Raw genomic sequence first — 19,031 nt, 5'->3', positions numbered from 1 at the left:
GAGTTCACAACCCCTTGCGGATCTCATCGATGAGCGTGAGCGAGTCTCGCTGTGCAAGAGCCTGCCTTGCAGTGCGCTCGAAGAACGTGCGGTAGGTGGTGCTCAGTTCCTGGTTCTCCACCCAGACCGTCGTGCCGATCGTATCCGCGTGCGTCACATCGGCTGCCGCATCCTCGGCGAAGGAGACGATGGTGAACGAGGAAGCGGCGCAAGCATGCGCGCCCGCACGGTAAGGCAGCACTTGCAGCTGGACGTTGGGCAGCTCCGTTAGCTCGCGGACCTGGTCGAGCTGGGCGCGCATCACGCTCGGGCCTCCAACGAGTTGGCGCAGTGCGGCCTCCCAGACGACTGCGTAGACGTGCAGTGGGCGATCCCCGTGGAGGCGTTCCTGGCGTTTGAGTCGGGTGCCCACCATCTGGTCGACCTCGTCCGGGTCCTCCCACGTCCCTTCCCCGACCGCGAGCGCTCTGGCGTACTCGGCCGTCTGGAGCAGGCCCGGTACAAAGGCCAGTTGCCATGTGCGCACCCGGCTGGCGGCATCCTCCAGTGCGATGTACTCGGACAGGGCGCCGGCTCCCGGGAGTTGCTGCCACCATCCTTTTGCCCGTCGGCGTTCGCGGTCGAGCTTGGCGAGTTCGAGCAGCGATCTGAGCACCGCGTCGTCGGTCACGCCGTAGTAGGAGCACAGCGCCCGTAGATCCGGGTCACGTACGGGCACCCAGCCCCGTTCTATCTTCACGACCTTGGTTGATGTGGCGCTCAGGGTCTGTGCTGCCTGCTGCTGCGTCTTGCCTGCCGAGTCCCGCAGGTGCAGGAGTTCGGTACCCAGCTTCCGCCCAAGGACTGTCGAGACCCGACTGCTTGTGTCTGCTGACTGCTTCACGAGTCGAAGTGTGCAACTGAAGCGGTTCACGAGTCGAGTCGCCCAGGCACTCGGAGAAGATATTCCCCGGGAAGGTTGTGCCCGTGAAGTTCTGAATCTACTCTCGGTGTTGAGCTCGTCACGAATCGTGTTCGGGCGTTCGAGGTGCGCGAACACGCGTGGGAGGGAGCAAAGATGGGGCACGCCGAGTTGAGGCGGGGTACTGACGTGCTGCGGGAGGACCGGCTGAACTACACGCCGTTGCCGGGAAGTGTGCAGTTGGTTCGGCGTCGAGCGGCGCGTCTGGTCGCGGAGTGGGGCCACCCGGGGATCGCCGGTGACTTTGCGCTGGTGGTGGGGGAGTTGGCCTGCAACGCCGTGCTGCACGGCTGTGTTCCGCGGCGGCATTTCCGCGTTCATCTGAAGCTGACGCGGCTCGTTGTGCGCGCCGAGGTCACCGATCCGCGCGGCGAGCGATTGCCCCGACGTCGTCAGGCAGCGGACGACGAGATGTTCGGCCGGGGGATGGTCATCGTCGACGCCCTCGCCTCCCGCTGGGGTGTCACTCCGCTGGAAGTAGGCAAGACGGTCTGGGTCGAACTGGACCTGACGTGAGGGACGTTCGGCTCCGTGGGATCAGCTGACCGATCCCACGGGTACGCGCCCGCTCAGCAGGTCATCCGCCAACCCCTCGCGTAGAAGTCGCAGCTTGGCGAGCTGTCGCTCCACGCTTGCGCTCCTCTGCAGCTGAGCATCGAGGATCGCGATCACTTGCTCCTGTCGCGCGATCGTCGCCTCCGGAAAAGACATCGAGGCGAATCGCTCGCTGCCCAAGTGTGCGATGCTGGTCGTCTGTTTGGCGATTCCGGAGAATCTTCCTGATGCAAGCCAGTGAGTGAATACCTCTTGTGCGAAACGTGACTTGACGCGAGGGCCGGGCCGGAAACGAATGAGAGTGTTTTGGAAGAAGAATTTTCCCGGCTGTTCGTTGTAGATGGCGCTTCGCCCCACCAGCTCCAAGCTTTGCCCCTCGTTGAGGAGGATGTCACCAGGCTGTAGCTGGTATGTGTCTTTCTCTGAATTCGTGAAATGCATCGTCTTGACATCGGAGAAGCTGATTCTTCCGGCCAGGACGTTGGCGACCCTCAGGTAGGGGTATTGCTCAGGATTTTCTTTGCCTGAAGGTGAAAGCTGCTTGCCGCCCCGCACATTTCCTAGGTCCTTAACCCTTACCGCTTCGCTGTTCGAGAGTTCCTCGATCAAGCTACTACGCGCGGAAGAAGTGATGATGCTGAGCTTAGCTTTGGTGCGCGCGAGTACCCGCTCCGTCTCGGTGACGGAGTCGAGGATCTCGACGATGCGGTGCTGCTCCGGCAAGCTGGGCAGCGGAATGCGAAAGGCCCGAAAGAACTCGGCCGGCACCCGGCGTTGGCCACCGGATCCCGTCATCGTTGCTTCCGCTGCTCGGCGGAAGCGCCTGAGGCACGTCCAGTAGTGGATGAACCCCGGTAGCGCCTTCCCTGTGGGGCGCAGCACATGAAACTCGGTGCTTCCGTACCCGACTGAGTGGCCGAGACCATGAACCAGCGCGCCTTTGCCGTTCTCCATGCATGGCGTGATCTTGGCAAAGAGGATGTCATCGTCACGGAAGGTGGGTTGGCTTGTTGCCACGTCGGCTAGAGGGCGCTCCTCAACCCGTAGCAACCGGCCCTCCTCGGAGACATCCTGCATCGCCACGTAGGGGATTCGGTTGCCATTCGGCACGTCTCGTGGGTTGACTTCCGCCGCCACGGAGAACGGCACGAGTTCGGCCTCACTCCGCATAGCCGAGCTCCTTCAGGAAATGTTCCATGCGGGCGGTGGCCTCCGCGCGCTGGGTTTCGATCGAGTGCAGTGAGACCTCGTACTTGTCGAGCCAACGCTGATACGCCTGCGTCAATTCCCGCCGTTTGCGGACGACATGACCGTCGAGCTTGGCCGCGAGGTCGTCGTGGAGGATGCCGAGGACGGCAGCCGGCTCCGCGTCCGGGTCGTCCCACAGGGCTCGGCGGGCGCGGGTGAGGCCCGGTACCTGCGGGCCGTCGAGTGTGTCCTGCTGTGCGTCCCCGACCGCGCCGGGAGTGCTGACATCGTCTGCTTCGGGAGCCCTGCCATCCAACGGCCAGAAGTCGTCTTCGAGTTTCTTGACGGCCGCGGCGGCCTTGGTGCGGGCGCGCTTGAGCGCCTTGAGCTCGTCCTCGGTGGGCAACGTCCGCTCGTCCTCGGCTGCTTCCCCGTCCCCGTCTTCCGAGTCCTCCGGTACGGCGGTCGCGGCTTTGAGCTTCGCGTCCGCCTCGGCCTTCCTCGCGTCCGCCTCCGCCAGTTCTCGCAGGAAGTCCGGAGCGATGGCCTCGACGATCTTCTGTCCATACGCCTGGCGGCGCTCGGCCCCGCTGCGTTTGCTCGACTTGCCGGTGCGGGCGTCGAGCTCCGGCAGCAGCATCGTCTCGACCAACTCCACCCAGCCGTCCACCACTTCGGTGAAACCGTGCGTGGAGAGCGCCATCAGGTCGTACTTGGCCTCCTGCCACCAGCCGGCGATGGCGCCGTCCAGCGCGTACCGGTCCAGGAGTCCGACGCTGTCGAGATGTTCGCGGAAGGAGGTGAGAAGCTCGGAGCGGGCACGGACGAGTTGCGCGCGCCGTTCGCTGTCCGTGCGGTCGTCGTCCTTCCTCGGAGCGAGGGCGGTGATGACCTTGGACTCCTCGCCCCACCACTTCTCGAACGCTTCCTTGAGTCGCTGTTCCGTCGGGGCCGCCAGCTCCGCCAGCTTCTCGGCGTCGGGACGCGAGTCCTCGGGCGGGAAGTCGAGATAGTCGGGATCGTCCTCGCGTTCGGTGAACAGCGCGTCGAGCCCGATCCCGTACGCGTCCAGCAGCGCCTTGCGGGCCTCGACCTCCGCGTGCGGTACGCCGCCGACCAAGTGGGCCCGCACATCCTGCGGTTCGGGCGGGGGCGTGTTGTCCACATAACGGCGGATATTGAGGTTGTGGTCGTTGGCCGCCAGATCCTCGCGCGTGACGAACCGGGCGAAGCCGTCGACGTCCTTCCCGGCGTGGAAGGTGGAGACGATCTTCTCGACGTGCTCGGGCAGCAGCATGTTCTGAGCCCGTTCCGCGTGGAACTCGCGGTCGGCGTTGATGAACAGCACACCTCCGTGCCGCCGGGGCTTCTTGCCGCCCGGGGCACGCAACACCAGTACGCAGGCCGGGATGCCGGTGCCGTAGAAGAGGTTGGGGGCGAGACCGATGACCGCCTCCAGTAGGTCCTTCTCCACCAGTTGTGCGCGGATGCGCTGCTCCTCGCCGCCCCGGAAGAGCACGCCGTGCGGCATCACGGTGAAGACCGAACCGCTCTTCGGCCCGACCATGTGCAGCATGTGCTGGAGGAACATCAGGTCGGCCTTGCCGCGTTCGGACGTCGCTCCGTACTTCATGCGCTCGTGGCGGTGCGGGACCGCGCTGCGGGTGTAGTCGGCCGAGAACGGCGGGTTGCTGAGCACCAGGTGGTACTCACCGGGTGTGTGGAGCGGGTTGGTGAGAGTGTCACCGACCTGGAGGTTGTACTTGCTCGCGCCGTGGAAGAGCATGTTCATGGTGGCCATGACCTTGGAGCCGCTGTTGGCGTCCTGCCCGTCGAGGACCAGGCTTGCCGCGTTCTGGCCCTGTTCCTCGACGTACTCGCGTGCGTGGATCAGCATGCCGCCGGAGCCGACGCAGGGGTCGTACACACCCCAGTTCTCCTGCGGGCGGGCGAGTTCGACCATCATGCGCACCACCGCACGAGGGGTGTAGAACTCACCTCCCTTGCTGCCCGCCGAGTCGGCGAAGTGTTTGATCATGTACTCGTAGGCGGCGCCGATCATGTCGGGGAACTCGAAGTTCTCGCCGCGCAGGTTGATCCGCGAGAAGTGGCGGATCAGGTCCTCCAGCCTGCGGTCGGCGAGCTTCGCCGAGGAAGCGCCGCTTCCGCTGCCGCCACCGATGCGGTTGAAGTTGACGTGGGAGAAGAGACCGGCGAGACGGTCGTTCCCCTTCTGCTGAGTGAGGGCGTTCAGGGCCGGGTCGAGGCGGCCCGTCGCGATGTTCTCGTTGGCACTCGCCAGCCGCTCCCACCTGGCGTCCTCGGGAACGAACAGGACGCCCCGTGAGGTGTAGTTCCTGGGGAGCTCCAGCTCCTGCGCGATGATCTCCTCGGACTCGTCGTCGCGCCGCTGTTCCGCGGCGATCGCCACCCTGGCCGCGTCGAACTCGTCGTTGGCGCGCTTGAGGAAGAGCAGTACGAAGATGAAGTCGCGGTACTCGGCGGCGTCCATCGTGCCGCGCAGGATGTCCGCCGCGGCGAAGAGATGGCGCTCCAGCTGGGCGAGCGTGAGCTTGGCCACGAGATACGGCTCCCTGTGCTCTTGTCGTTCGGGGGCGGCCCGCGTCCCCAGCACATGGGTGGCAAGCCGCGCAAGAGCCTACGCTCCGCAGGAGCCCGCCATGCCCAACACCCTAGTAACCCGACAGCCCGAGCCCGTCCTCGATCAGTTCGTACACGTTTGTGTACGGATCCCAGTGGCTCTGGTCCGGGCCGGTGTGCTGCTCGTTGAGCTTCGCGGCGAACTTGCGCGCGTCCGCGTAGCCGCCCTTGATCTGGTCCAGCACGACCTTCTTGGCGCGGTCCTCCGAGACCGACCTGACGTTGTGGCCGTACGTCTTCGCGAAGCCGGGCTGGGAGCGGAGGGCGGAGCTGGCGGAGTGGCATTTGCCGCCACCGAAACCGACGGTGCGGTTCTTGTAGTGCAGCAGTCGCCAGAGCTCGAAGCACGGGTGGGAGTAGGCGACCTGCACGCCGGCTTCTCGCGCACGGCTGAACGCGGTGGGGATCTGCTTGTGATCATCCCGGTCGAAGAGCACCCACACCTGAGGCCAGGCCCAGTGCTTCTTGGTGAGCCCGCCCTGTTCGGCCTCGCGCTCCGCCTTGCGCAGCGCGGCCACCGCGAGGTCCACCAGGGGCAGCGGTTTGCGGTCTTTGGTCGCGACGGAGCTGGTGCGTACTCGATGAACCGCAGTCTCCGCCGGGTTCTTCGGTGTGCCCTCTGCCATCACCAGATCGAGGTACTGCTCTTCGGTCACCTCGCCCTCGGCGAAGATGTGAACCACACGATTACGGGCCCTGCCCCCGGCGCCCTTGGGGCGACGCCTCGTGTCGTCCTTCCCCCTCTGGCGTGCCATCAGGAACCGCTCACCTCCATCGCGTCCGCCATCAACAGCCGTCGTCCGACCTGCCCTTCGGACAGGCGGGGCACTCCACCGAAGACCCCGGTCAGATATGAGCTCGTCAGGTCCTCCTCCTCACCGGGCTCGAAGTCCGAGAGCGGGAATACCCGGGTGGCGCCGTCTGCGTCCTTCTCGGTGAGCCAGATCTGCCCCACCGCCAGCAGCCGTCCGCCGCCGGGCTCGCCCAACAGCGAGGAGTCGTGGCTGGTGAAGATGAGTTGTGCGTTGCGGGGGTTGGTCTGCGGGCGCTGGAAGAGGCGTACGACCTCGGCGGCCATCCGGGGGTGCAGGCTGGAGTCGAGCTCGTCGACCAGCAGCACCGCTCCCTCGTCGAGGGCGCGCAACACCGGGCCGAGCAGCGCATACCAGGAGCGGGTTCCGAAGGACTCGCGCTCCCATTCGATGGTTCCCCCGCCCTGCGCGGAGGTGTGCCGCAGCTTCACCACGGGCGGCCGACCGGGGCGCTGCTCCAACTCCGTGCTCTCGATTCCGAGGTCGGCGACGCGCAGCAGCTCCTCGATGCGGTGCCGGGCCTTTCCGTCGGCGAGCTGACGGGTGGTGAAGGCTTCGCGCTGCTGCCGCTCGGACTCCGGGTCGATGTCCCAGAGTTTCTTGAACCAGTCGAAGACACGGCCGAGTTGGGGGTGGTTGTCGGCCGCGGCCCGGGAGAGGAGCAGCGCGTTCGGACGCGTCGTACGGGCGAGTCTCGTACGGTCCTGGAGGCGCTCGCCGGGAAACTCGAACTCCTTCGGGCGTCCTGCCTCACGGTCGAACCAGACCTGCCTGCGTCCCTTGGGATAGGCGTGCAGCCATTCGCCCTCGACGCGGCTCTCACCCAGCTCGAACCCGTAGGTCCAGCGCACCCCGTCTCCCAGGACGAAGTCCGCTTCCCAGAAGCACGACTTGGCGGCGGCGCCGGGGTCCAGCGCGTACGGCTCGCGGGGGAGCCCGTCGTAGGAGGTCCAGGCACCGTACGAGCTGAGCACCGCCTCCTTCATCAGGCGCAGTGCGGCCAGGACATTGGACTTTCCGGAGGCGTTGCCGCCGAGGATGCCGAGAGTGGGGTAGAGCGCCAGCTCGCGTCCGTCCGACAGGGCCACAAGGCGCTCCGCGTACCCGGACTCGCCCTCCGGGACGGCGAAGGACAGCTCCTGCTCGTCGCGCAGGGATCGTACGTTCTCCACACGGAATCTCAGCAGCATGCCCACTCCCTCCTCGGTCCGATCAGGGTATCGCCCGGCTGCTCAGACCAGCCTGCGAGCGGTGGCCCAGCGGGTGAGTTCGTGGCGGTTGGAGAGTTGGAGCTTGCGGAGCACCGCGGAGACGTGCGACTCGACCGTCTTGACGGAGATGAAGAGCTGCTTGGCGATCTCCTTGTACGCGTAGCCGCGGGCGATCAGCCGCAGCACCTCGCGCTCGCGCTGGGTGAGTCGGTCGAGGTCCTCGTCGACCGGGGCGGCGTCGGTGGAGGCGAAGGCGTCCAGTACGAAGCCGGCGAGGCGGGGGGAGAAGACGGCGTCGTCGTCGGCGACCTGGAAGATCGCGTCGACGAGGTCCCGGCCGGTGATGGTCTTGGTGACGTAGCCGCGCGCGCCGCCGCGGATGACGCCGATGACGTCCTCGGCGGCGTCGGAGACCGACAACGCCAGGAAGCGCACCGGCTGTTCGGGGTCGGCCATCAGCGCGGAGCTGCGCCGCAGCACCTCCACCCCGCCGCCGCCGGGGAGGTGCACGTCCAGCAGTACGACGTCCGGTCGGGTCGCGGAGATGACGCTCACCGCCTGGTCGACGTCCCCGGCCTCGCCGACGACCTCGACCCCGGTGGCCGCGGTCTCGCCGATCTCGGCCTGCACACCGGCCCGGAACATCCGGTGGTCGTCGACGAGCACGACCCGTGCGCGCCGGCCGCCGGTGGTCTCTTCGCTCTGTTCCGCGCTCATGATTCCGCCCTCTCCATCTCCAGCACCACCTCGGTCCCCTCACCAGGAGTGGACCTGATGCGGGCGGTGCCGCTGTTGCGTTCCATCCGGCCGATGATTGACTCCCGTACGCCCATTCTGTCCGAGGGCACCGAATCCAGATCGAATCCGGGGCCGCGGTCGCGGATCGATACGAAGATCGTCGAGCCCTCCACCTCGGCGAAGACCTGGACGTGGCCGGCCTCGCCGCCGTACTTCGCGGCGTTGACCATCGCCTCGCGCGCGGCCTGGAGGGTGGCGGTCAGCCGGTCGTCCATCGGGCAGTCGCCGACGCACACCACCTCCACCGGTACGCCGTGGTGGTCCTCGACCTCGGCGACCACCGCCTTCACCGACTCGGCGAAGGTCCGCGGACTCTCGTCCGACTCCTCCTCGCTCGCGCCGCGCGCACCCTTGTAGAGCCAGGCGCGCAGATCGCGCTCCTGGGCACGGGCGAGGCGGCTGACCTCGCGGGCGTTCTCGGAGTTGCGCTGGATCAGCGTGAGGGTGTGCAGCACCGAGTCGTGCACATGGGCGGCGACTTCGGCGCGCTCCTGCGCCCTGATGCGCATCAGGCGCTCCTCGGAGAGATCCTGCGTCATCCGTACGAGATACGGGCCCGCGATCAGCGCGATACCGATGACCACGGCGAGCGCGGCCTGGAGCACGGCGCCCAACTGCCGTCCCGAGCCCTGGATCACGGCGAACCCGGCCACGCCCGCGCCGACCAGTACGACGCCGGCGGCGGTGCGGGCGAGCGGAATGAGCCGCTTGCTGCGGCTCATCTCCGTCCAGTGGGCCCGGCGGTCGTTGTCCACCTGGCGCCAGACGACGGCCACGCCGACGCCCATCAGCAGCAGCGGCCAGACATAGGCGTTGGCGGTGCCGAACTGGAGGTTCTCGCCGAGCGCGACGAGCGCGACGATCAGGACGACCGCGGCGAAGAGGTAGCCCCGGTCCGGTTTGCCCTGGGCCGGTTTGTGGCCCTCTCCGACACCGCCGGCGCCGAGCGGCACCACGAACCAGAACACCGCGTACAGCAGGGCGCCCAGACCGCTGGTGAAGAAGAGGACGATGAACACCATCCGCACCCAGGCCACCGGCAGCCCGAGGTGGCCGGCCAGGCCGCGGGCCACGCCGCCGAGGAGCCGCCCCTCGGAGCTGCGGTACAGCTTGCGCAGCGGGCGTACCGCAGGCGCCTGGGTCGGCGGCGCGGGAGGAGCTGTCGTCATTGCTAGATCGTCACACGGGAGAGGAACGCGGTACATCCGGGTAACCCCCCAGTCCCTCCCTGACGAAAGATGTCAGGGCAGCCTCCGGGGTGGCCCCGGATACCGCCGGGAGGGACGAGTCGACAGTATGGACGCATGACACAGGAGCACTGGGGCCACGACGGGCCCGCCGGCGGGAGTTCGGCGGCCGGTGCGTCGCACGGCCCGGCGGTTCCCGGCGGCGCCGAGGACCGGCGCGGCGACCCGTCCGCGTACGCGGGGGTGGGTGCGACCGGCGCGGGCTCCGCGCACACCGGCGACCCGGGAGGTGCGGACGCGCGCCCCGGCGGCAGCGGCGGCAGAGGCGCCGGCGGTCGGTCCGGGCCCGGGGGAGCCGGCGGGAGGTGGGCGCCGCCCCGCAGCGGCCGTGGCGAGAACGGCGCTTCCGGCGCTTCCGGCGCTTCCGGCGCGGACGACGGGGGCGACGGGGGCGGGGACGGCGGCACCGGTACGGGCGCCACGGACGTCTTCGGCACCGGCGTCGCCGACGGCGCGGAACGCCTGGAGCGCAGCCGGCAGCACAAGGTCGTCGCAGGCGTCTGCGGAGGACTCGGCCGCCACTTCGACATGGACCCCGTGCTCTTCCGGGTGCCGGTCGCCGTCCTCTCGGCGATGGGCGGGCTCGGGCTGCTCTTCTACGCCTTCGCCTGGCTGCTCGTCCCGCTGGAGGGCGAGGACGAGAACGAGGCCAAGCGGCTGCTCTCCGGCCGGGTCGAGGGCGGAGCGTTGGCCGCGGTGCTGTGCGCGCTCGCCGGTTGCGGTGTCGCGCTCGCCTCGCTGGACAACAGCAAGCTGCTCACCTTCGCGCTGATGGTGACGGCGGCCCTCGGCGCCGCCGCGTACTGGTCGCAGAAGACGCGCGGCGAGAAGCCCGAACTCGGCGCGGACGCACGGCCCGAGGCGCCGCCCGAGCCGCAGGCGCCGCCGACCCCGTTGTCCCCGTCCTGGTGGCGCGAACCGTCCCACACCGACGGGTACCTCTGGGGCCCGGAGGGTGCCGAGAACACGCCGTCCGGTGACGTGTGGACCGAGCAGCAGCCCTCGGGCGGCACGGCGCCGGTCGCGCAGCAGGAAGGCTGCCGGCGGAGCGCGATCTCCCTGGGCGGCGCGGTGTTCCTCGCCGCGCTCGTCTCGGCGGTGGGCAGCAGCGCGGCGGTCTGGTCGAGCCAGCCGCTCGGTACGGCGCTCGCGGTCGGGCTGACCGCGGCGCTGGCGACCTTCGGACTCGGCCTGGTCGTCGGGGCGTTCACCGGCAGGATCGGGGGCGGCACGATCGTCGGCGTCGTCCTGACCACTCTGCTGCTGGCCGGCGCCGTCAGTCTGCCGAAGGACCTCACCACCACCTTCTCCGAGCAGCTCTGGCGGCCGGCCTCGGCCGGGGAGGTGCGGGAGCACTACCGGGTGGGCACCGGCCAGGGCACCCTCGACCTGGGCGGGCTGCGGATGAAGGAGGACGACACGGTCGTCACCTCGCTCCGGGTCGCCGCCGGTGAGGCGCGGGTGGTCGTGCCGCCGAACGCGCTGGTGGAGGTCGACGTACGGGTGGGGCTCGGCGGTTACGACCTGCCGGGCGTCGGCAGCGGACAGGACGGCAGCGGCGTCAGCGGCGGCGGTTTCCGCGTCACCGAGAGCTACACCATGGGGCCGCTGGACGGCGAAGAGCCCACCGGCACCGTCGAGTTGACGGTCGACGTGGGTGCGGGCGGCGTCACGGTCGAGCGCGACATGGACGCTCCGGCCCGCACACCGGACAGCGGCGCGGACACCGACAGCGACCCGAGCGCCGACCCGAGCGCCGACCCGGGCGCGGAACCGGCAGGAGCGTCGGGCGGTCGGCCGGAGGCGGGCCGGCAGCGGGTCGAGGCCGTGGAGGCCGGCACGGGTCCGGACGCCGGGGTCGGATACGGGCCGGTTCTCGCCGGTCGCGAGCAGGAGGAGCGCTCATGAGCCGTACGACGAGCCACAGCCGTTTCGACCCCGCGAAGCTCCTGCTCGGCCTGGCGCTGCTGGCCGTGGCCGGCGGGCTGCTGATGCGGACGCTGGGCGAGTGGGATCTTTCGTACGCTCTGCTCATCCTGGCCGTACCGGCGGCACTGCTGCTCTCCGGGCTGGTCGCGGCGGCCGACCGGGTACTGCGCGTCCGCCGCGGGCGGAGCAACGAACTGCGCTGACGGGCAAGGCCGTTCGGGCGTGCTCCGGGCACCCGGAAGCGCACGGCCCGCACCGCGACCGGCCGCCGCGACCGCACCGCGGCCGGAGGCGGCGGAGCCGTCAGCCGTAGAGTCGGCGTCCGGACCGCTTGCGGCGTTTGCCGACGACGGCGTCGAGCGAGTAGATCTGCGCGCCCGCGATCAGCAGCGGGACCCAGGCCATCAGGTACGGCACGTCCTGGCTGTAGTAGTACGGGCCGACGTCCCAGCTGACGGTGAGCCAGAACGACAGCGAGATCAGCAGGCCGCCGAACGCCACCAGCCGCATCAGCAGTCCGGCCAACGCCCCGATACCGACGGCCAGTTCGCCGAGCGCGATGCCGTAGCCGAACGCCTCCGGATTGGTCAGGGCGAGGTCGAGCAGCCAGGGCGCCGCCGCGTTGGGGATCGAGTGGAGCAGGTCGCTCATCGAGGCGGGGAAGTCCGGATCGGTGAGCTTGTCGATGCCCGCGTAGGCGAACGTCACGCCGAGGAAGAGGCGCAGCGGCAGCAGTGCGAGCTGCGACGTGGTCGGTGCCGGCTGGCCGCCCTCGCCGGGGTCCATGCGGGTACCGCCCGTGTGATCAGTGAGGCCCATCGCGTCCCCTGTCCCTTTCCGTCGGCTGTGCTCCGGTCCGCCGAAGGGAGCCTTCCCTCATCACGCTCCCGCAAGGGTGTACGAACGCAGTGGGTCCTGTGTTCACCGTGTGGTGGTGCGGCAACGTACGGCACAGGCGGCGGAATCTCTTGCCTGTCCCAGGCACCTGCCATAACTTACCAATGAGTAGTGTCGGGGTCGGCCGGTTTGCCGAGGTCCGAGCGGTGCCGGGAGGAGTGCGTGATGGTGCAACGCGGCAGCGACCACCGAGCGCGCCTCGCCACCGGAACCGCCGTACCGACGTAAGGCCGCGGAGCCGCGGAGCCGTTCGGCCCGCGGCAGCCGACCGTCACGCTCGCCCCGTACGAGCCGTCCCGGCGAAGTGCGCGACCGGACGCGTCCCCGCGGGACTGACCCGCGGCGCCCGAGCGCCGCACTGCGCCGTACACCTCTCCGCCCACCCCCAAGGAGCAGTCATGCCCGTACTCGACCGCCAGGACGGCGTGTTCGTACTCGATCTCGGCGACGGCGAGAACCGTTTCCACCCGGAGTGGATCGCCTCCGTCAACGCGGCCCTGGACGAGGTCGAGCACGCCGACGGTCCGCGCGCCCTGGTGACGGCCGCGACCGGCAAGTTCTACTCCAACGGACTCGACCTGGAGTGGCTGTTCGCCCACGCCGACCAGCACGAGGAGTACGTCGTCTCGGTGCACGCCCTGTTCGCGCGGATGCTGGCGCTGCCGCTGGTCACCGTGGCGGCGCTCCAGGGACACACCTTCGCGGCCGGCGCGATGTTCTCGCTGGCGCACGACTTCCGGGTGATGCGGGCGGACCGCGGCTTCTGGTGCCTGCCGGAGGCCGACATCAACATCCCGTTCACGCCGGGCATGTCCGCCCTGGTGCAGAGCCGCCTCTCGCCGCAGACCGCGCACGAGGCGATGGCGACCGCGCGCCGTTACGGCGGTACGGACGCGGCGGCGCACGGCGTCGTCGACGAGGCCGTCGGGGCGGACGCCGTCCTGGCCGCCGCCGTCGAGCGCGCGGCGGCCCAGGTGGGCAAGGTCGGCGACACCCTCGGCACGATCAAGTCCCGGCTGTACGCACCCGCGTTGGCGCTGCTGCGCGACCCGGTCAACCCGCTCGGCTGAGGCCCCGCAGGCCGTACGCCCTGCGGGTCGGGCGGTACGTACGCGGTCGCGGGTTGTGCGCGTGCGGGGCGTGCGTCCGCGCACCCGGGGCGTGCGTCCGCGCGCGAACCGCCCGCCGGGGAACCGGGCGTACGGGCGGGGGCCGTCGAGCCGTACCGGCGGGTGCGCACCCGGCCGATCCGGCCGTGCCCGGCCCGGTTACGCTCCGGCCCATGAGCACAGTCATCAACGTCGTCGTCGCGCTGCACATCATCGGTATCGCCGCTCTGCTGGGCGGCTTCTTCGCACAGATGAAGGCGATCAGCGCCGGCGAGGGCCGGATGACGCCGGGGATGCTGCACGGTGCGCTCACCATGCTGGTCACCGGGATGGTCCTGGTCGGGCTGAACGAGGCGGACGGCGCCGAGGTCAACCACGTCAAGATCGGCCTGAAGCTCGCCGTGCTGGTGGTGGTGCTGGGCCTGGTCTACGTCAAGCGGGACGAGGAGCGGGTGCCCGCCGGAATGCTGGGCGCGGTCGGCGCGCTGACGACGCTGAACATCTTCCTCGCCACCGTCTGGGTCTGACCCGGCGCCCGACCCGCCGCCCGACCCGCCGTACCGAGAGGCGGGCCGGGGCGCGGGCGCGTGTCCCCGGGAGATGAGGGCCGGGGCGCCGCCGGTCAGGTCGGGCGCATCGCGCTGTGGAAGGGCATGTAGTCGACCGACTCGTACTTCACGTCGTCGCCCGGCTTGGAGGCGTGGATCATCTGGCCGCCGCCCACGTAGATCCCCACGTGGGTGACGTCCGCGTAGAAGAAGATCAGATCCCCGGGACGCATGTCCGACTTGGCGACCTTCGTGCCGACCTTCACCTGGTCGAACGTCGTCCGGGGCAGCTCGAGGCCGCCCGTCCGCCAGGCGGCCCGGGTGAACCCCGAGCAGTCGTAGGAGTTGGGCCCGGTGGCGCCCCACACGTACGGCTTGCCGAGCTCCTTCTTGGCGAAGGCGAGGACCTTCTGCGCCTTCGCCCCGTAGGAGTCGCCGTCGGACGGCTTCTCGGGAGCCGGCTGCTCCTTCTCCTTCTCGCGTTCGCGCCGCTCGCGCTCGGCCTGCTCCTGCTGCTTGCGCGCTTCCTCCGCACGCCGTTCGGCTGCGGCGGCGCGTTCGCGCGCCTCCTCCTGCCGTTCGCGTTCGGCGGCGGCCAGCCGGGCGCGTTCCTGCGCGGTGAGCTTGGACAGCAGCTTCCTGGCCTCGGTCAGCTTGGTCTGCACGGTGCTCTTGTCGGTCGCCAACTCCTGCTGCGCCTCGGTGAGTTCGGCCAGCCGTCCGGCCGCTGCCGCTCGCTGCTTCGCGACGCTGCGCTGCTTGTCCCGGAACGTGGTGACGGCGCGCTGCTGGCGGGCCGACATCCGCTCCATGACGTGCGTCTGGTTGAAGTAGCCCTGCGGGTCCCGGGAGAGCAGCAGGGTGGCGGTGTCCGACATGCCGCCGTCCCGGTACTGGGCGGCGGCGTAGCTGCCGAGTACGCGGCGGGCCTTGTTGAGGTCGTCCGCCCGCTCGGCCGCCTGGTCGAGCAACCGGTCGACCTGCTTGCGGCGGCTGTCGGTCCGCTCCTTGGCGGCGTTGTAGCGCTGGGTCGCCGCACCGGCGTCGCGGTAGAGCGCGTCGACCTCGGAACGGGTCTGCTCCAGCGTGGGCCGCTCGCCCTCGCGGTCGTCGTTCGGGTCGGCGCCGGCCTGCTGCGAGAGCAGGGTGACGGACGCGAGGGCTGCCGCCGTCGCGCCGATCGAACCGCGCCGGGCCGCCGGGGACAGTGCTGAGGTGCGCGGTTTGCGGTGCCGGGGGTGGGGGTGGGGGCGGTGTCGTGGGGCCACGATCCGCAACTCCTTCCGTGGACCGCCTACCGGGTTAGCTGTCGGGTTCGGGCGTCGGAAGGCTGCCCTACGGGCTCGGCTCGCGCCTGCGCCCGATTCACCCCGGTGGTGCTCAGGTGGGTCCCCGGCTCCGGCTGGGCCGGACTCGGCGGAGCAGTCCGGGCCGGCGCTTTCACCGGCGGTGACGGGCTGCTTGGAGGAGCACCGTAGTGAGTGGCCGCGGCTGTTGGGAAGACCGGTGTCCGATGTGTCGGGAAACCACTTCTGGGCCGGCGGTCGTTCGCCCGTATTGGACGTCGAATGTCGCGCACGCACGGCGCCTTGCCACCGATCGGTTGCCGGTTGCCGGTTGCCGTACCGGCGTACCGGCTGCGGCGCGTGCCTCGGCGCCGACGGGCCCGTCGGGGTCAGCTGCTGCGGAGCCAGTTCTCCCAGCGGTTGGGGTAGCGGACGCGCACGTCGCCCATCGCGGCCCGGCCGGTGAGCTCCAGGGTCGGCGAGCCGGGCGTGGGCGGCTCGGTGGCCCGGTTGCGCACCGATCCGACGCTCACCTTGAGCGAGTGCGTACGCGCCGACCAGCCGTGCGGGACGATGACGGTGACGTTCCCGATACCGGCGTTGACGTCCAGTACGACCTCGCTCTGGTGGCACTCCGCCTGACTGAAGTCGATTTTGATGTCGCCGAGTCGGGAGATCGCGTTGATCCGCGACGGCACGACCCAGTACCCGTCCTGGACGATGTCCCCCGCGCCCGTCTTCAGCTCCAACGGCTGCTCGGCGGCTGCCGCCTTCTTCTGCTGCTGGTGGGTCGCGGGCAGATCCGCCGTGAGCGGCTCCAACTCTCCGTACGTCTTCGCCGTGAGCGCCTTCTCCAGCCGCTCCTCCAGCTCCTCCAGGTCGATGCGGCCGTCGCCGGCGGCTTCGCGCAGGCGCTCCGCGACGGCCTCCCGGTCCGAGTGCGACGCACGGAGATCCGCGTCACGTCGAGGGCGGGGGGCGGGCGCGGAAGAGGAGTCCGTCATACGAGTAAGTCTAGGAGAGGCTCACGTTGTCGTAGGTGCCGCCTAGACTCGGTCAACGATGAGCAGCCTCTTCGACGACAGCTTCCTGGCCCGCCTCGAACCCTCCGAGGAGGAGCCCCCGCCGCCACCCGAGGACGACCTCGCGCCGCCGGACGAGGAGCTTCCGCCCGGGTTCTTCGCGGCGCCCCACCTGAGGGAGGACGCGCGCGGTGCGCAGCAGCACGCCGCGCGCCTCCCGGCCGACCCCGCCGCACTGCTGGAGGGGCTCAACGAGCAGCAGCGCGCGGCCGTCGAGCACCGCGGCGGCCCGCTGCTGATCGTCGCCGGAGCCGGTTCGGGGAAGACCAGGGTGCTGACGCACCGCATCGCCCACCTGCTCGGCGCCCGCGGCGTCCACCCCGGCCAGGTCCTGGCGATCACCTTCACCAACAAGGCCGCGGGCGAGATGAAGGAGCGCGTGGAGGAGCTGGTCGGCCCGCGCGCGCAGTCGATGTGGGTCTCCACCTTCCACAGCGCGTGTGTGCGGATTCTGCGGCGGGAGAGCAAGAAGCTCGGCTTCACCTCCTCCTTCTCGATCTACGACGGCGCCGACGCCAAGCGGTTGATGGCGCTGGTCTGCCGCGACCTCGACCTGGATCCCAAGCGCTTCCCGCCGAAGTCCTTCACCGCGAAGATCTCCAACCTGAAGAACGAGCTGATCGACGAAGAGGACTTCGCCGGCCGGGCGTCCGACGGCTGGGAGAAGACGCTCGCCGAGGCGTACACGCTCTACCAGTCGCGGCTGCGCGAGGCGAACGCGCTGGACTTCGACGACATCATCATGACCACGGTGCACCTGCTCCAGGCGTTCCCGGACGTCGCCGACCACTACCGCCGGCGTTTCCGGCACGTGCTGGTCGACGAGTACCAGGACACCAACCACGCGCAGTACACGCTCATTCGGCACCTCGTCGGTGTCGGTGCCGCGACGGCCGGCGGTGCGGGTGCGGGTGCGGGCGCCGCGGGTGCGGGATTCGCCGAGGAACCGGGTGGCGGCGAGGTGCCGGAGCGGGCCGAGCTGTGCGTCGTCGGTGACGCAGACCAGAGCATCTACGCCTTCCGCGGTGCCACCATCCGCAACATCCTCCAGTTCGAGGAGGACTATCCGGACGCCACCACCATCCTGCTGGAGCAGAACTACCGCTCCACGCAGACGATCCTCACCGCAGCCAACGCCGTCATCGAGCGCAACGAGAACCGCCGCCCGAAGAACCTCTGGACCCAGGCCGGCGACGGCGCCCGCATCACCGGCTACGTCGCCGACACCGAGCACGACGAGGCGCAGTTCGTCGCCGAGGAGATCGACCGGCTGACCGACGAGGGCACGGCGAAGAGCGGCGATGTCGCAGTCTTCTACCGCACCAACGCCCAGTCCCGCGTCTTCGAGGAGATCTTCATCCGGGTCGGCCTGCCCTACAAGGTCGTCGGCGGTGTGCGCTTCTACGAGCGCAGGGAGGTCCGGGACGTCCTCGCCTATCTGCGCGTGCTCGCCAACCCGGAGGACACCGTCCCGCTGCGCCGCATCCTCAACGTCCCCAAGCGGGGCATCGGCGACCGGGCCGAGGCGATGCTGGAGGCGCTGGCCTCCCGCGAGCGGATCAGCTTCGCGGCCGCACTCCGCCGGGTCGACGAGGCGTACGGCATGGCCTCCCGCTCCGTCAACGCCGTCAAGCGCTTCAACTCCCTGCTGGAGGAGCTGCGCACGATCGTGGAATCCGGAGCCGGCCCGGCGACGGTGCTGGAGGCGATACTCGAGCGCACCGGCTACCTCGCCGAGCTCCAGGCGTCCACCGATCCGCAGGACGAGACCCGGGTGGAGAATCTCCAGGAACTCGCCGCCGTGGCCCTGGAGTTCGAGCAGGACCGCGGCGAGGACGATCCGGGCACCCTGGCCGACTTCCTCGAGCAGGTCGCCCTGGTCGCCGACTCCGACCAGATCCCGGACGAGGGCGAGGGCGGCGAGGAGACGGGCGTCATCACCCTGATGACCCTGCACACGGCCAAGGGGCTGGAGTTTCCGGTCGTCTTCCTGACCGGTATGGAGGACGGCGTCTTTCCCCACATGCGGGCGCTCGGTGACAGCAAGGAACTGGAGGAGGAGCGCCGCCTCGCCTACGTGGGCATCACCCGTGCCCGCGAGCGGCTCTATCTCAGCCGGGCCGCGATGCGCAGCGTCTGGGGCCAGCCCTCGTACAACCCGCCTTCGCGTTTTCTGGAGGAAGTGCCGGCCGAGTTCCTGGACTGGCGGCGCACCGGCGGCCGGGCGTCGGGCGGCGGCTCACCGCTGGCGCCGGTCGGCGGGCTGCCCGGCGGGATGTCCGTCGGGGCGTCCGCGCCGCGCCGCGGCACGGGCGGCTTCGCCACCCAGCGCAGAGCCGGAGGGCAGCCGGTGGTCGCGCTCTCGGTCGGGGACCGGGTCACCCACGACAGCTTCGGGCTCGGCCGCGTGGTCGGGGTCAAGGGCAGCGGTGACAGCGCGGAGGCGACCGTCGACTTCGGCGACCCGAAGCCCAAGCGTCTGCTGCTGCGGTACGCCCCGGTCGAGAAGCTCTAGCGGGGCGCCGAAGACCGACGCAGTCGTGTGTCGGGCCCGATCGTGGATCGGCCCCGACACCGGGGCCCGACACCGGGGCCCGACACCGGGACCCGCGGCGGGTTCTGGCGCAGTTGCCTGCGTGGCGGCGTCGGCACGGCGCGGGCCGTGCCGACGGGTCGCCTGGATGGTGCTGTCCGGTGCGGTGGGTCGGAGCGGCGACCGGTGTCCGGGAGGTCGGTGAGGGCGCCGG

General features: G+C 69.8%; 16 protein-coding genes and 1 riboswitch. Of the genes, 6 read left to right on the top strand and 10 right to left on the bottom strand.

The genetic code is table 11. From position 1 onward, the window contains the following. Positions 1–4: 4 nt before the first annotated feature. Positions 5–883: a helix-turn-helix domain-containing protein gene (locus JGS22_RS04045; protein ID WP_211039231.1), complete on the bottom strand. Its 879-nt coding sequence runs from the start codon at positions 881–883 to the stop codon at positions 5–7. Between the two features lie 174 nt (positions 884–1,057). Here JGS22_RS04045 and JGS22_RS04040 point away from each other — a divergent pair, with 174 nt between their 5' ends. Beyond that, a complete protein-coding gene (locus JGS22_RS04040; protein ID WP_211039232.1) occupies positions 1,058–1,477 on the top strand; it encodes an ATP-binding protein in 420 nt (139 codons plus the stop codon). Between the two features lie 21 nt (positions 1,478–1,498). Here JGS22_RS04040 and JGS22_RS04035 read toward each other — a convergent pair whose 3' ends face one another. The 6 genes from JGS22_RS04035 to JGS22_RS04010 all read right to left on the bottom strand — a co-directional run bounded on the left by JGS22_RS04035 (position 1,499) and on the right by JGS22_RS04010 (position 9,355). Continuing rightward, on the bottom strand, positions 1,499–2,686 hold the full coding sequence (locus JGS22_RS04035; RefSeq protein ID WP_211039233.1) for a restriction endonuclease subunit S: 1,188 nt from the start codon (positions 2,684–2,686) through the stop codon (positions 1,499–1,501). Then, positions 2,676–5,285, bottom strand: a complete 2,610-nt coding sequence (locus JGS22_RS04030) for a type I restriction-modification system subunit M (protein ID WP_211039234.1) — start codon at positions 5,283–5,285, stop codon at positions 2,676–2,678. The genes JGS22_RS04035 and JGS22_RS04030 overlap by 11 nt, the downstream gene beginning before the upstream one ends. A 112-nt stretch (positions 5,286–5,397) precedes the next feature. Then, positions 5,398–6,120 carry an RloB family protein gene (locus tag JGS22_RS04025; RefSeq protein ID WP_216814831.1) on the bottom strand — a complete coding sequence of 241 codons (723 nt, stop codon included), beginning with the start codon at positions 6,118–6,120 and terminating at the stop codon, positions 5,398–5,400. Further along, positions 6,120–7,367: an AAA family ATPase gene (locus JGS22_RS04020; RefSeq protein WP_211039236.1), complete on the bottom strand. Its 1,248-nt coding sequence runs from the start codon at positions 7,365–7,367 to the stop codon at positions 6,120–6,122. The genes JGS22_RS04025 and JGS22_RS04020 overlap by 1 nt, the downstream gene beginning before the upstream one ends. Positions 7,368–7,409: 42 nt before the next feature. Then, positions 7,410–8,105, bottom strand: a complete 696-nt coding sequence (locus tag JGS22_RS04015) for a LuxR C-terminal-related transcriptional regulator (RefSeq protein WP_211039237.1) — start codon at positions 8,103–8,105, stop codon at positions 7,410–7,412. After that, entirely contained in the window at positions 8,102–9,355 is a 1,254-nt protein-coding gene (locus tag JGS22_RS04010) for an ATP-binding protein (protein ID WP_211039238.1), read from the bottom strand. Before JGS22_RS04010 ends, JGS22_RS04015 begins: the two co-directional genes overlap by 4 nt. Positions 9,356–9,490: 135 nt before the next feature. Here JGS22_RS04010 and JGS22_RS04005 point away from each other — a divergent pair, with 135 nt between their 5' ends. Then, on the top strand, positions 9,491–11,341 hold the full coding sequence (locus JGS22_RS04005; protein ID WP_211039239.1) for a PspC domain-containing protein: 1,851 nt from the start codon (positions 9,491–9,493) through the stop codon (positions 11,339–11,341). Then, positions 11,338–11,565: a hypothetical protein gene (locus JGS22_RS04000; protein WP_211039240.1), complete on the top strand. Its 228-nt coding sequence runs from the start codon at positions 11,338–11,340 to the stop codon at positions 11,563–11,565. Before JGS22_RS04005 ends, JGS22_RS04000 begins: the two co-directional genes overlap by 4 nt. A gap of 100 nt (positions 11,566–11,665) precedes the next feature. Here JGS22_RS04000 and JGS22_RS03995 read toward each other — a convergent pair whose 3' ends face one another. Continuing rightward, a complete protein-coding gene (locus JGS22_RS03995) occupies positions 11,666–12,181 on the bottom strand; it encodes a DoxX family protein (protein WP_211039241.1) in 516 nt (171 codons plus the stop codon). A gap of 476 nt (positions 12,182–12,657) precedes the next feature. Between JGS22_RS03995 and JGS22_RS03990 the strand changes: the two genes are divergently transcribed. Both JGS22_RS03990 and JGS22_RS03985 read left to right on the top strand, forming a co-directional pair. After that, positions 12,658–13,329, top strand: coding sequence for an enoyl-CoA hydratase-related protein (locus JGS22_RS03990; protein WP_211039242.1), 672 nt, complete (start codon positions 12,658–12,660; stop codon positions 13,327–13,329). 212 nt (positions 13,330–13,541) lie between these two features. Continuing rightward, positions 13,542–13,895 (top strand): hypothetical protein, encoded by a 354-nt coding sequence (locus JGS22_RS03985; protein WP_211039243.1) that lies wholly within the window; start codon positions 13,542–13,544, stop codon positions 13,893–13,895. Between the two features lie 95 nt (positions 13,896–13,990). Here JGS22_RS03985 and JGS22_RS03980 read toward each other — a convergent pair whose 3' ends face one another. Together JGS22_RS03980 and JGS22_RS03975 are read right to left on the bottom strand one after the other, a co-directional pair. Beyond that, positions 13,991–15,184, bottom strand: coding sequence for a C40 family peptidase (locus JGS22_RS03980; RefSeq protein ID WP_216814830.1), 1,194 nt, complete (start codon positions 15,182–15,184; stop codon positions 13,991–13,993). Positions 15,185–15,191: 7 nt separating this feature from the next. After that, positions 15,192–15,345, bottom strand: a riboswitch (cyclic di-AMP (ydaO/yuaA leader). A 246-nt stretch (positions 15,346–15,591) separates the two neighbouring features. Further along, positions 15,592–16,206: a DUF1707 SHOCT-like domain-containing protein gene (locus JGS22_RS03975; protein WP_211041331.1), complete on the bottom strand. Its 615-nt coding sequence runs from the start codon at positions 16,204–16,206 to the stop codon at positions 15,592–15,594. A gap of 58 nt (positions 16,207–16,264) precedes the next feature. On the opposite strand from JGS22_RS03975, the gene pcrA reads away from it, so the two are divergent. Beyond that, positions 16,265–18,799, top strand: coding sequence for a DNA helicase PcrA (gene pcrA / locus JGS22_RS03970; protein ID WP_211041330.1), 2,535 nt, complete (start codon positions 16,265–16,267; stop codon positions 18,797–18,799). Positions 18,800–19,031: the final 232 nt, after the last annotated feature.

Source organism: Streptomyces tardus (assembly GCF_018101125.2).
Taxonomy (GTDB): Bacteria; Actinomycetota; Actinomycetes; order Streptomycetales; family Streptomycetaceae; genus Streptomyces; species Streptomyces tardus.
This window is presented reverse-complemented; position numbering and strand designations above follow the sequence as displayed.